The sequence below is a fragment of the Vibrio sp. ECSMB14106 genome (assembly GCF_000972265.1).
Classification (GTDB): Bacteria; Pseudomonadota; Gammaproteobacteria; order Enterobacterales; family Vibrionaceae; genus Vibrio; species Vibrio kanaloae.
On record NZ_LAUM01000007.1, the window covers coordinates 201,529 to 215,250 of the forward strand.

At 42.3% G+C, this 13,722-nt stretch carries 10 protein-coding genes and 1 pseudogene; 4 read left to right on the forward strand and 7 right to left on the reverse strand.

The genetic code is table 11. From position 1 onward, the window contains the following. Positions 1-101 precede the first annotated feature (101 nt). From WR49_RS07750 to WR49_RS07760, 3 genes are all read right to left on the reverse strand, one after another. Positions 102-1,163, reverse strand: coding sequence for a S1 family peptidase (locus WR49_RS07750; RefSeq protein WP_046223628.1), 1,062 nt, complete (start codon positions 1,161-1,163; stop codon positions 102-104). A 263-nt stretch (positions 1,164-1,426) separates the two neighbouring features. Then, positions 1,427-2,560, reverse strand: coding sequence for a glycine cleavage system aminomethyltransferase GcvT (gcvT, locus tag WR49_RS07755; RefSeq protein ID WP_046223629.1), 1,134 nt, complete (start codon positions 2,558-2,560; stop codon positions 1,427-1,429). Between the two features lie 493 nt (positions 2,561-3,053). Then, the gene (locus tag WR49_RS07760) at positions 3,054-3,677 is read right to left on the reverse strand and encodes a helix-turn-helix domain-containing protein (protein WP_017058371.1); all 624 of its coding nucleotides are present in this window, start codon (positions 3,675-3,677) and stop codon (positions 3,054-3,056) included. A gap of 440 nt (positions 3,678-4,117) precedes the next feature. On the opposite strand from WR49_RS07760, the gene WR49_RS07765 reads away from it, so the two are divergent. From WR49_RS07765 to gcvP, 3 genes are all read left to right on the forward strand, one after another. Then, complete coding sequence (locus WR49_RS07765; RefSeq protein ID WP_046223630.1) at positions 4,118-5,410, forward strand: serine hydroxymethyltransferase; 1,293 nt, start codon at positions 4,118-4,120, stop codon at positions 5,408-5,410. Between the two features lie 51 nt (positions 5,411-5,461). Beyond that, positions 5,462-5,842, forward strand: coding sequence for a glycine cleavage system protein GcvH (gene gcvH / locus WR49_RS07770; protein WP_004730871.1), 381 nt, complete (start codon positions 5,462-5,464; stop codon positions 5,840-5,842). Between the two features lie 89 nt (positions 5,843-5,931). Further along, entirely contained in the window at positions 5,932-8,811 is a 2,880-nt protein-coding gene (gcvP, locus tag WR49_RS07775) for an aminomethyl-transferring glycine dehydrogenase (protein ID WP_046223631.1), read from the forward strand. A 373-nt stretch (positions 8,812-9,184) separates the two neighbouring features. On the opposite strand, the gene WR49_RS07780 is transcribed toward gcvP, so the two are convergent. Next, the gene (locus WR49_RS07780; RefSeq protein WP_046223632.1) at positions 9,185-9,673 is read right to left on the reverse strand and encodes a GNAT family N-acetyltransferase; all 489 of its coding nucleotides are present in this window, start codon (positions 9,671-9,673) and stop codon (positions 9,185-9,187) included. 105 nt (positions 9,674-9,778) lie between these two features. Continuing rightward, positions 9,779-10,432 carry a class I SAM-dependent methyltransferase gene (locus tag WR49_RS07785; RefSeq protein WP_046223633.1) on the reverse strand — a complete coding sequence of 218 codons (654 nt, stop codon included), beginning with the start codon at positions 10,430-10,432 and terminating at the stop codon, positions 9,779-9,781. 163 nt (positions 10,433-10,595) lie between these two features. Here WR49_RS07785 and WR49_RS07790 point away from each other — a divergent pair. Beyond that, a pseudogene (locus WR49_RS07790) lies at positions 10,596-11,559 on the forward strand (IS30 family transposase). 33 nt (positions 11,560-11,592) lie between these two features. Here WR49_RS07790 and WR49_RS07795 read toward each other — a convergent pair. Further along, positions 11,593-12,099, reverse strand: coding sequence for a DUF6933 domain-containing protein (locus WR49_RS07795; protein WP_046223634.1), 507 nt, complete (start codon positions 12,097-12,099; stop codon positions 11,593-11,595). A 184-nt stretch (positions 12,100-12,283) separates the two neighbouring features. After that, a complete protein-coding gene (locus tag WR49_RS07800) occupies positions 12,284-13,024 on the reverse strand; it encodes a hypothetical protein (RefSeq protein ID WP_046223635.1) in 741 nt (246 codons plus the stop codon). Positions 13,025-13,722: the final 698 nt, after the last annotated feature.

The following is a 13,722-nucleotide window of genomic DNA, read 5'->3' on the forward strand; positions in this document are numbered from 1 at the left end:
TCTATGGCACCAAAATGGGCAAAATATAAAATAGCAGTCAGACTTTATTGACTCATTGACTCAATAGCCGTTATTTAAGCTTAATTAATAGTGACTCGCTCTTAACGTAATATTGCTCTTCTGACGCCACCAAGTAATATCAACACACCAAGCAAACCAAACGATACGCTACCACCACTGCTACCAGAACCAGATGAATTTAGCGCATTCACATAAGCCGTTCGTTTGGCGTCAGTAGCAACAAACTTAGCGGTTTCGTTACCAGCAATAACACTGTCGATCCAAACTTTGTAGTCTAATATTTCCGTAAATACAGACGTTACAGCAGAGCTGCCACCACATGTTTCAGGTCCAAAACTGGTAATACCTACCTGTCTATAATCAGTACCATCTTTCCAGTAAACAGGACCACCAGAATCCCCCTGGCAAGTACCGCCGTATAACTTAGTGAAGGTACTATAGTTACCAACAAAACAAATTTGATTACTCGTCAGTGCTGAACCACCATTGAATACTTTTGCACATGTAGGGTTATCTACATAATTTAATGGCGCTCTCTGTAATATCGTTGTGCCATCAAAGCCTGAACGTGTATCACCATGCCCAACAGCAACAAAGTCATTAACACCAACACGGTAACTCTCATCGGAAGGACGCTTAACCACATCGTTAACTGAATCGATATTAAGTGCGCTTTCTAGCTTAAGAATAGCAACATCATTGCGTAATAGATCACTCAACGCATTTGAATAGTCACTGCGATAGTAAACTTCTGAGACTCGCGCTTTTTGAATGTTACCGTTAGGGAATTGGGAAGTGTCTTCCAGTTGAGGGACAACTGAAGTAAACAGCTGCCCTTCTTCATCACCGTAAATACAGTGCGCAGCGGTTAAAATATGCGTTGGATTTAAAATTGTCGCACCACAATAAGGGCCTGTTGAATAGACGCCATCGTAATCGATACGGTCAATGAACAAGCTCGCCATTGAAGAAAATTCACTGACTGAAGCGTCACTACCATTCACAATATAAGGTGTCACCCCTACGTCAGCAGTCATTTCGACCGTGCTTTCTACTGCCATAACACTTGATGTATAGATTAATGGCGCTAAGAGCCCTAAAACGGCTTTACGAATCGGACTAACTGGATGGATCTCATTCATAGGTAACTCCTTGCAACCCCTACTACTTATTGAATAATGAAAGATTCGCTACCATAGCATGTCATAACTAACAGTATAGTGAATATTCTCAACTGTAATGACATACTTATTATTTTATAAGCCAATTTAAAATGACGAGACTTAAGCGTAGCAATCCAAACTAAATACGCTCTAAAAAACAAAAAAGCCCACTGTTATACTTCTCAATACAGAAAAGAAAACAATAGGCTTTCGTTAAACTTGGTGTTTGCTCTTAAAAGAGATTAACCACGGTAGTAACGTTGAGGTACGAATGGCATTTTTTCTACTGTCATTGGTAGCTTCTTACCACGAACTTCTGCGAATACTTCAGTGCCAATAACCGCCAGGTCAGTACGAACGTACGCCATAGAAACAGGCTTGCCCGCGTTAGGACCCGCAGTACCACTTGTTACTACGCCAATCTTGTTGTCTTCAGCATCGAACAGCTCAGCGCCTTCACGTACTGGAGCCTTAGTTTGACCCACTAGACCAACACGCTTGCGTTGAACGTCTTTAGTCGCGATTTGATCAAGGATGATATCAGCACCAGGGAAACCGCCTGCACGTTCACCATCAGTACGACGCACTTTTTGAATGCCCCATAGAAGGCTAGCTTCTACTGGCGTTGTTGTTGTATCTAGATCGTGACCATATAGACATAGACCACACTCAAGACGAAGTGAGTCACGTGCGCCAAGGCCGATCCACTCTACTTCTACTTCTGCAGTTAGTTTACGAGCAAGAGCTTCAGCGTGATCGTTTGGTACGGAGATTTCGTAGCCATCTTCACCTGTGTAACCACTACGGCTCACGATGCATTCAACGCCGTCGATATCCATTTTTTGAACGTCCATAAACAGCATGTCTGCAACGCTTGGTTGGAAACGAGCCAGAACTTCCGATGCTTTAGGACCTTGAAGTGCTAACAGAGCACGATCATCAATCACTTCCATCTCTACGTCTGCAGGAAGGTGAGCCGTTAGGTGATCGATATCTTGTGTCTTACAAGCTGCGTTTACAACAACAAACAGGTGATCGCCTAAATTAGCCACCATTAGGTCGTCCATGATACCGCCCTGCTCGTTAGTAAAGAACGCGTAACGTTGCTTACCAGAAGGAAGGTCAATAATATCTACAGGAACCAAAGATTCTAATACAGCCGCTGCGTTCGCGCCATGAAGACGAAGTTGCCCCATATGAGAAACATCAAAAAGACCGGCAGCATCACGAGTGTGCAAGTGCTCTTTTTTTACACCTAGTGGGTACTGAACTGGCATATCGTAGCCAGCGAAAGGAACCATTTTTGCACCTTCTTCTATATGAAGTGCATGCAGTGGTGTTGTTAGTAGGTCTTGATTAGCGTGTTCTTGAGTCATTTTCTTCTCCATGAAGCGTTGCAGGCTTTCCAAATCGAGTCTGCCGCTTATATCTCTATTTAGAGTCGCTTCTAACGATAAGTTTCATCATTAGTCACCTCAGCGTATTCGCGTCAGTAACATTGACGTCTTAACCTTAGAAGCAGTAGATAGTAAAAAGTGATGCCTTTTATATAGGCTTACATCGTTAGCTTGATACATCGGGTTGGCTGTATAAAATATCTACAACTCACTTTCTAAGAATTCACTTCAGTAAACTTCAATCAACATGAGTAAACCGTGTTCACTATAATAAACAAGCCTGAATCAGTTTTACACCCTTAACAAGATTAAAACAGCTCAAAATGTGACATTTAACAATTTAAAAACAATCACTCGTTACATACAAAAACGCGACATTGATGATTTTCACATCAATATCGCGGCTATTGGCTAACGTTCGAAACAAAAGCAAACGTTTGCATTCACTATAAGAAATTCTAAGATTGTTAATTTATTTTGCAGTCACCCACAAAATGAGCGCATCTTCTGTACTGATAGAAACCAACATATGGCCCATATTAGCGTCGTAATACATGCTATCGCCTTCGCTCATTGGTACCGGTTCGTAGAATTCTGAGTAGAACATCACATCACCCGAAATGATCATTAAGAACTCTTCACCGTCGTGACGAACCCAATCACTATACTCTTCAAAAGTACGTGCTCTTACGCGGCTTTTAAACGGCATCATTTTCTTATTAGAAAGCTCAGTCGCAAGCAATTCATGCTCATAAGTGGGTGTTGGGTGAGGTTTGCCTTGACCAGCCTTAGTTAAGTCACGACGTCCTGTTGCGACTTTTTTCCTTGGTGGTTCAAAGAGTTGTGGCATGTCAATTTGCAAACCCATCGCTAATTTTTGCATAGCTTGAAAGGTTGGCGAGATTTGTTCGTTCTCTATTTTACTAAGCGTAGAGCGTGCCAAGCCCGTTCTTTGGCTTGCTTCTTCTAGCGTAATCCCGAGCTTACCGCGGATATCTTTAATACGCTGACCGAGCTTTAGTGGTTCGATATTCTGATCTAACGTTTCCTTCGCCAACGTTAAAGATGGGTACTCATCATAAATGTCTTCTGACATAGGTCCCTCATTATATTTTTACTTCCTGTCTATTCATTTAATTGTTGCATGGAACGCTTTGTTGATTAAAGAGCACACACAGAAATAAAGCGTGCTCCTCGTAGCAAAATAAGAAAAGTTGTTTCCTATTGGAAATTTTTATTGAAAATTGATTTTATCGGAGCTATGTTATCGACTTGTTAGATGAAGAGATGCTACTTCAGCTTGTACCAAATGAGTATTTTAACATTTGTAAGAGCTGTTTTTTACCCGAACTTTTGGGAATTAATTCGTGCTGCATTGACCCTACAACGATCGCTTAGACGCCGTAAGAGTATATTTAAAACGCAATTAGCGTTTATCTCTACCTATACAGCGCAAACGATACCGATGCAGAAATCAACGTAAGACCTAATGGACTATAAAAACAATCACCATTAGCTTAATGAAAGGTCTCGACAATGAACGCTTACCAAAACCATAGCTTAGACAGCTTTTTCACTACGAACTTATCTGGTACTGACGACGCCGTATTTGCTGGCATACAAGCAGAGAACACTCGTCAAAACGAACAAATCGAACTTATTGCTTCTGAGAACATCGTTTCTAAAGCAGTAATGCAAGCTCAAGGCACTTGCCTAACTAACAAATACGCAGAAGGTTACCCAGGCCGTCGTTACTACGGTGGTTGTGAGCACGTAGATACCGTTGAAGCTATCGCGATTGAGCGCGCTAAACAGCTTTTCAAATGCGAATACGCAAACGTACAGCCTCACTCTGGCGCTCAAGCAAACGGCGCGGTTAAACTTGCGCTACTTCAACCTGGCGACACTATCCTAGGTATGTCTCTTGACGCTGGTGGCCACCTAACACACGGTGCACGTCCTGCAATGTCTGGTAAATGGTTCAACGCAGTTCAATACGGTGTAGACCGCGACACTCTAGAAATCGATTACGAAGCAGTTCGCGCTTTAGCTATCGAAAGCCAACCTAAAATGATTATTGCTGGTGGTAGTGCTATTCCACGCGTTATTGATTTCGCTAAGTTCCGCGAAATCGCTGACGAAGTTGGCGCTATCCTAATGGTCGATATGGCACATATCGCGGGTCTTATCGCGACAGGAGCTCACCCTAGCCCACTACCTCACGCACACGTTGTAACTACAACAACACACAAAACACTTCGTGGCCCACGCGGCGGTATGATTCTGACTAACCACGAAGACATCAACAAAAAGATCAATTCTGCAGTGTTCCCTGGCCTACAAGGCGGCCCACTTATGCACGTTATCGCAGCTAAAGCAGTGGCGTTTGGTGAAGCACTTGGCCCTGAATTTAGTACTTATATTGATTCAGTGATCGACAACGCAAAAGTTCTTGCTGAAGTATTGCAAACTCGCGGTTGTGACATTGTGACTGGCGGTACAGACACACACCTGATGTTGGTTGACCTTCGCCCTAAGGGCTTGAAAGGTAACGTAACTGAAGAAGCATTAGAGCGTGCAGGGATCACATGTAACAAAAATGGTATACCATTCGATACAGAGAAGCCTATGATTACTTCTGGTATCCGTTTAGGTACGCCAGCTGGAACCAGTCGTGGTTTTGGCACTGAAGAATTCAAACTTATCGGTGAATGGATCGGTGATGTACTTGATGGCTTAGTTGAAAGCCCTGAAGGCAACGCTGAAGTTGAGCAACGTGTTCGCAAACAAGTTAAAGAGCTTTGCAAGCGCTTCCCTCTTTACCGTTAAACCGTTTTTAAGATTTAAATTAAAACCTCATAAATTTTTGGAGAATAAGCAATGGACAATACACTAAAGTTTGCAGACAGCCACGAGTGGGTAAAAGACAACGGTGACGGTACTGTAACTATCGGTATTTCTGAGCACGCTCAAGAAATGCTAGGTGACGTTGTGTTTGTTGACCTGCCTGACACTGGAGACGAAATCGAAGCTGGCGAAAGCTTCTCTCTAGTTGAATCAGTGAAAGCAGCTTCTGATATCTACGCACCAATCTCTGGCGAAATTGTAGAAATCAACGAAGAATTAGAAGATAGCCCAGAGTTAATTAACGAAGAATCTTATGAAGGTGGTTGGATTGTTAAAGTGAAGATGTCTGATGCATCTGAACTAAACAACCTTAAAGATGCGGAAGAATACCTAAGCTCTATCGAAGAAGACTAATAGGTAACCTCATTACGATAAAGCTGCTCTTTTGAGCAGCTTAATTTTAGGGGCTAGCTCACGGCTCCAGAAAGAAAGTAGAACATATCATGACTGAATTACTTCAAAGCCAATTACTGAAAGACCTGGGTACTCAAAACGAGTTTGTTGCTCGTCATAACGGCCCAAATAAAGCAGACCAGCAAAAAATGCTTGAAACGATCAACGCGACTAGCTTAGACGCACTGATCGACGAAACGGTTCCTGCACAAATCCGTCTTGAAAAACCAATGACACTTGCTGCGCCACAGAGCGAAATGGACATGCTGACCTCTCTTAAAGAGATCGCTAACCTAAACCAAGTGAAACGTACTTTCATTGGCCAAGGCTACTACAACACATTCACTCCAAACGTTATTCTACGTAACGTTTTAGAGAACCCAGGCTGGTACACAGCTTACACACCATACCAACCAGAAATTTCTCAAGGTCGTCTTGAAGCTCTACTCAATTACCAACAAATGGTAATGGACCTAACCGGTATGGAAATCGCGAACGCATCCCTTCTTGATGAAGCGACAGCGGCAGGCGAAGCGATGACACTGTGTAAACGTGCTGGCAAAAGCAAGAGCAAAGTATTCTTCGTTGCTGACGATGTTCACCCTCAAACACTAGAAGTTGTTAAAACTCGTGCTGAGTACATCGGTTTTGAAGTAATGGTTGGCGCTCTTGAAACACTTCCAGAGCAAGACGTATTTGGTGCGCTTCTTCAATACCCGAGTACAACGGGTGAAGTTCGTGACCTAACAGACATCATTGCGAAAGCTCAAGCGAACAAAACACTGGTTACAGTGGCTACTGACCTACTTGCTTCTGCTCTACTTAAGCCTGCGGGTGAAATGGGCGCAGACGTAGTAATCGGTTCAGCGCAACGTTTCGGTGTTCCTATGGGTTACGGCGGTCCACACGCTGCATTCATGGGTACTCGTGAAAAGCATAAGCGTACAATGCCAGGTCGTGTAATCGGTGTATCTATCGATACTCACGGTAACCAAGCGCTACGTATGGCAATGCAAACTCGTGAGCAACACATCCGCCGCGAGAAAGCGACATCGAACATCTGTACAGCTCAAGCACTTCTAGCAAACATGGCGTCTTTCTACGCTGTTTACCACGGTGCAGAAGGTCTTCGTACTATTGCTCGTCGTACACATCACATGACAGCTATCCTAGCGGCTGGCCTGACTAAAACGGGTTACGAGCTAACCAACAACAGCTTCTTTGATACCATCACGCTGAACACAGAAGACAAGACAGATTCACTGTACGCGAAAGCGCAAGCAGCAGACATCAACCTTCGTCGACTTGTTGGAAAAATCGGTATCAGCTTAGATGAAACAACTACGGTCGACGACGTGAACGCACTGTTCGCAATCTTCGACGTGAAAGAAGACGTTCAAGCGCTATCTTCTGACATTGCATCAAATGAGTTTGCAGCAATTCCAGAAAACTGCCGTCGTGAATCAGAGTTCCTAACTCACCCAGTATTCAACACGCACCACAGCGAAACGCAAATGATGCGTTACCTAAAACAGCTTGAGAACAAAGACTTCTCACTAACGCACGGCATGATCCCACTGGGCAGCTGTACGATGAAGCTGAACGCTGCTGCTGAGATGATTCCAGTAACATGGCCTGAGTTTGGTTCAATTCACCCATTCGCACCTCTAGAGCAAGCCGCTGGTTACACTGCACTAGCAAAAGATCTCAAAGAGAAGCTGTGTGAAATCACCGGTTACGACGATTTTTCACTACAGCCTAACTCTGGTGCATCTGGCGAATACGCAGGTCTAATCGCGATTCAACGTTACCACGCAAGCCGCGGTGAAGCTCACCGTAACGTTTGTCTGATTCCAAGCTCTGCGCACGGTACTAACCCTGCAACAGCGTCTATGGTTTCAATGAAGGTAGTGGTTGTTAAGTGTGATGAAGATGGCAACATCGACATGACAGACCTAGCAGCGAAAATCGAGAAGCACAAAGAAAACCTATCAAGCATCATGATCACTTACCCTTCTACGCACGGCGTATATGAAGAGCAAGTGAAAGAAGTGTGTGAACAAGTTCACGCAGCGGGCGGGCAAGTCTACCTAGACGGCGCGAACATGAACGCTCAAGTAGGCCTAACTTCACCTGGCTTCATCGGTTCAGACGTATCTCACTTGAATCTACACAAAACATTCTGTATCCCACACGGTGGTGGCGGTCCAGGTATGGGTCCTATCGGCGTTAAATCGCACCTAGCACCTTTCCTACCAGGTCACATCGAAAACGGTGTACAAGGTTCTGACTACGCGGTATCGGCTGCAGATCTAGGTAGTGCTTCAATCCTACCTATCTCTTGGGCTTACATCGCGATGATGGGCGAACCAGGCCTAACAAATGCAACGAAAGTAGCGATTCTGAACGCGAACTACGTGATGGAAAAACTACGTCCTCACTACCCTGTTCTTTACCGTGGCACTAACGGACGCGTAGCGCACGAATGTATTATCGATATTCGCCCGCTTAAAGAAGACACAGGCATCAGCGAAGAAGATATTGCTAAGCGTCTAATGGACTTTGGTTTCCACGCACCTACTATGTCTTTCCCTGTCGCTGGCACACTAATGGTTGAGCCAACTGAATCTGAAGGTTTAGAAGAGCTAGACCGTTTCTGTGAAGCGATGATCGCAATCCGTCACGAAATGGCAGCAGTGAAGGCCGGTGAATGGCCACTAGACAACAACCCTCTAGTGAACGCACCGCACACACAAATTGACCTTTCAGGCGCAGAGTGGGATCGCCCTTACTCTCGTGAACTGGCTTGCTTCCCATCAAAAGCAACGAAGAACTCGAAGTACTGGCCGACTGTTAACCGTGTAGACAACGTATACGGCGACCGTAACTTAATCTGTTCTTGCCCAAGCATCGACAACTACGAAGACTAATTCGTAGCGGCGCTAAGCAGCACAAAATAAGAAAAGGCGAACCATTTGGTTCGCCTTTTTGTTGCCTGAAATCTGAGTCATAAATGCATTGACCTTACCGTAAGGGAAAGGTTTATGGTGACATGAAATCCACGACGAATTAGGAAACGATTATGGGATGTTGCAATAAAGCGCCAAAAGGTGGTGCCCCTCTTGGCTTACTTCTAAAAGTAACGCTTGGAATTGGTCTTTTTGTGTTTCTGCTGGCTCTGTGGCAGTAGGAAACTTATAATACGGCACTAAATTTGTAGCTTAGATGTGATGGTATCAAAACATAGATAGCGCCAAAATAACTATTGGTCTCATAGTCTCTTGTTATATGTAGAACTCAAAGCTAAAAGTATGCTGGTATTGATCCATTAGAAGCCACTGGTTCCTTTGTATAAATCATGCAGTCAGAACCCTGAATACTAACAAAACCAAGCTTCATATAGAACTGCTGTTCAATATCACTATGTAGGTACAAGGCCTTACCATCGTTTTTATCAAATAACTCAGATTTGACTAGATTAACCAACTTTGACGCATAGCCTTGGTGTCGTAGTTCTAGGGATGTAGCCACAGAGCCAATACCAAAAGAGTTCTCTTTAAGACCGAACATGCCGCTATAAACAATAAGAGATGATACGACTTGATCATTTTCAACCAATACGTACCAAGTACCTGATAAGTATTTTTCACTGTTACGACAACCTGCTAGGTACTCCTCGGACGAAAGACCATCACCCCAGACATCGAAGCCCATTGAGTAGATGAAGTCTAACTCATGAGCCTCTGCTTTTCTTAGCAATCCTAAATTGGCCAAAACATATAACGCCTGCATAACACATTCACTTCTATGCGATTATACTTAATATTGACGCCTTAAAACGAGAAACACTCGGCAAACTGAGATTGCCGAGTTTAGTATAACGTGTTGATGCATTTGTTATGTTTTTTTTCCTGAAAATAACGCAACACATCCTATCACTTCTACTTTTACATCAGTAAAGTGTTTGTTTAACAATAACAGCAATGTGTCTAGATCATCGTTGTTATTACTAAATATTCCTTTCTTATTGTAAACATCCATCAATTTTTTGGCGAAAAAGTTTAGTTTTGTACCCTTGCCCAAAATTGTACTACCAAACAATACCCCACCATCGTTCAGATGATCCTTTAGATGCTTAAACATAATACACTTGTCAATCAGATTTCCAGGCAAGCAATGAAGTAAATAATTAACACTAATTGAATCAAATTTATCGATATTTAACTCAAGAGGCTCAAGCACATCCCCGCAGTAAACTTCAGGTTCAAAGTGGTTGATTGCTTTTGAAGTTGTATCAAGACTATTTTGATTCAAATCTAGCAAAGCGATACGTTTTGTTGATTGAGGTAGAAAATTCTTTAGATAATAACCTGAGCCAACACCAACATCTAAATGGTTAGATGAAACTAACATTGAAAATTGCTCACTAATAAATTTAGTTGGGCATTTCCAAAAATAGTTATTTGAGATACCTAAAACCCAGAGATCGTATATTGAGAGTACTTTCTTAGAGTAGACAGCTTGTCCAGCAACTGTGGATTCTTTATTCATTTTTAATTTCATATAGTTATAAATTATCAAACTTAAATTTATACTAAAAAATAAAGATAGCAAATCTTATCAGACTGGATTCAAGTACGAAGTGGCCCCCCTGAACATACAAACAATAAGGTGCGATAATCATGAAGTTTGCTCCCGCCAAGAAGTAAAAAACATGAAATACACGCACCTCACCGAGAATGAAAGGTATATGATTTCTGCACTCAGAAAGCAAGGAATGAGTACCGCTAAAATAGCCAAACAACTGGGTCGTCACAAAGCACCATACATCGAGAAATCGAACGTAATTCCCGTACAACAAGTTCTTCAATAGATACTCATACGAACCCGAACGAGGCCAACAAATGACTCGTAACCGGTTGAGTCGTTCACGTAGAAATAAACGCTATGACAAACTTGACTTCAAACTTCCTGAAACCTTGCTACGGCTGGACTGGAGCCCTGACCAAATCGTCGGTTACCTAAGGGGAGTGGCTATCCAACAATCAGCCACAAACTCATTTATCAGCACGCTTGGAACGACAAAGTACTCGGCGGAACGCTATGGAAACACCTACGACAATCAACTTAAAAAAGGCGTAAAAGATACAACTCAAAAGACAGCCGAGGACGGCTGGCAGCAAAGCGTCATATTACGAAAGGCCTATAAAAGCTGAGCATCAAAAAGAGCCTGGCCACTGGGAAGTTGATACCGTCGTTGGTCGCGGAACCAAGCACTGTATCGTGACTTTAGTCGACAGAATGACTAACTACACATTTATTGGTCAAATGGACGATAGAACAAGCGAGTCACTCAACGTGAGAATGAGTAAAATCATGACCCGCTCTGATTTACCTTTTAAAACGATAATTGCTGATAACGGCATTGAATTCCACGGTTACGGACAACTAGAAAAACACCATAACTGTCTATTTTACTTTGCAAATCCATACCATTCATGGGAACGAGGTACTAATGAAAACACCAATGGCTGATACAACACTACTTACCAAAACGAACTTCTATGTCACACGTGACACAAAAGCTCTGCAATGAAATTGCACACAAATTAAATACGCGCACACGTAAAAGATTTGGGTATAGAACGCCAACGGATTATATTCATGCGCATCTATAAAAAGTGTCGCACTTCAAACTTGATACTAAGTTGCTAGTTGAAGAGCTCATTGAAGACATCTACTGATAATGCCCAACCCAGCTCTTTTTGAGGCATTCTATTAATTTTTGCGGTGATCTGTGCTAGATCACAATGCTCAAAACCGCCATCTGAATATATGAAATCTTGGTACAACGACATTTTATCGTTAACGTGACCAAGTAACTTTCGACTGTCAGTTTTGGTAAAGCTAATATTCGACTCTGCATTTTCAAACGAAGAAAGAATCTCATTTGGAGCATTTTCAAGCTCTAGTAAGTTTAACAACCCACTTTTGAAAGCTTCATTAAAATGCTTGAATTCTGACTTTTTGAAACCGATAAGCACAAAAGACATCAGAGTTTTCTCTTCCATGAAAAAGAGACATTTTCGACGCTCTTGAGTAAATGTATGCATGTACCAATTACCGAGAATATGATGTTCGCTTTCAATATCTAACAGGTCTTGGGGCCTAAGACCAAGCAATTCTTGTGATTTCTTAGTGCAGCGTAGTTGATACATGATTCAATTTCTCTCGGGATAATAACGATTTATGTAACATTAGAGCATATCGAAAGCTCATTGCAACATAACGCCCTGTTAAGGGTGAGCAACGCAATACCAAAGCCTCCGCACACCACCTTAATCACTTAAACAAACGCATAGTAAAAATGCCACGCGTTGCGAATCCCTCTTAAGCAGTTTGTTAAGTGCAATTTTCCACCAATTTATCCGCAACTCTCTTTAACGAAATAACCAGTTTCTCGAGATCGTAAACTGTTCTTGTGATCCGAGCACCTGCTGAAATTTGATTTATTGAATCACCTTGATCTTGAGAAAAAGATGAGATTCCCAGATCAGACAAATCTTTCGATGAAACTTTCCCCAAACGATGCTGAAGTATATTACGAATCTGTATATTTTCGTTGATTAGGTGCTCATCAGCTTGTAAACCTGACAAGTCGGCAGCTAATGTACGTTTTATTTGTTTTAATTTCTCTTTTGCTTGCAGGAAGTCAAAATCTCTAACACAGGAACCAATAATACTATTGTAAAGATCATTATCTTTTAGAGTTAGGTCCAATTTCACCTTAGAGGGTGGAATGGCATAGCTACCACTATTGAAATAATTTTCCTCAAGTGCTTTTTGATAGAGATCAGCAAGAAAATCAAACCAGTGTTGAATGATTTCGGTTAAATATAACTCAAGAACAACATTAGGTTTATCATCAACTTTTCTCTGAATATCGATATGTTTAGGCGCATATGAAACGGTTCTTTGAGGGTTACTAGGATGCCCCACCCCAAACATGGCTCTGGCATTTAGATTTACCCCAATTTGTTCTGCATGCTTCATCAGCCCAAATCTGATAAGTGTGTGAAATCCCAGAGCTTCTGTTATAGAAGTTTCAATTTTATCTACAAAGTTCGTTTTGATATTTCTCATGCTCATTCCTTGCTAAATAAATGCACTTAACGCTAAGCTAAGTAGTGAGCAACGCAATACGAAGTCACCGCATAACACCTTAAACACATAAATCAACGCATAGTAAAAATGCCACGCGTTGCGAATCTGTCTTAAGCGCTTTGTTAGTTTGCCACCGCGATGAAGCCGGAGGTTTAGCGCCAAGATGCTGAATTAGCTATAAAACTAATGACTTTGAACGCAAAAGTAAAACGGGCAGCTCAGAATTTAAACCCAACCAACAAAACGCACTTGGCTAAGAAGACTTTCGTAGATGCCGACAGCCACAAATACCACCTTTCAATGTTCCCGCTTAACTTTCAAAACCAAAGAAGCAGCGTGCAAGAATATTGAGAAATGAACCTTACTAACACGGAAGAATTGAATAACACGACCGCCAATTAACCGAAAAACGTGCTACGCGAGATGCCTATTTCGATGAAGAGTCTTTGGAAAATAACAGGTGTATAGCTAGAACGTAGAACAAAGCTTTTAGATCATAAACGCCTTTCTGCCCTTTGCAAACTAACGCCGCGTTAAGTGGTGAGCAACGCTACCACCCTACCTAAACCATTGTGACATAAACACTTAACCTAAAGTAAGCTGAAAATGCCGAGCGTTGCGAATCTGCCTTAAACGCTTGTATGGATAATAAGCACTCCAATCGGGTAAGGTGAGAC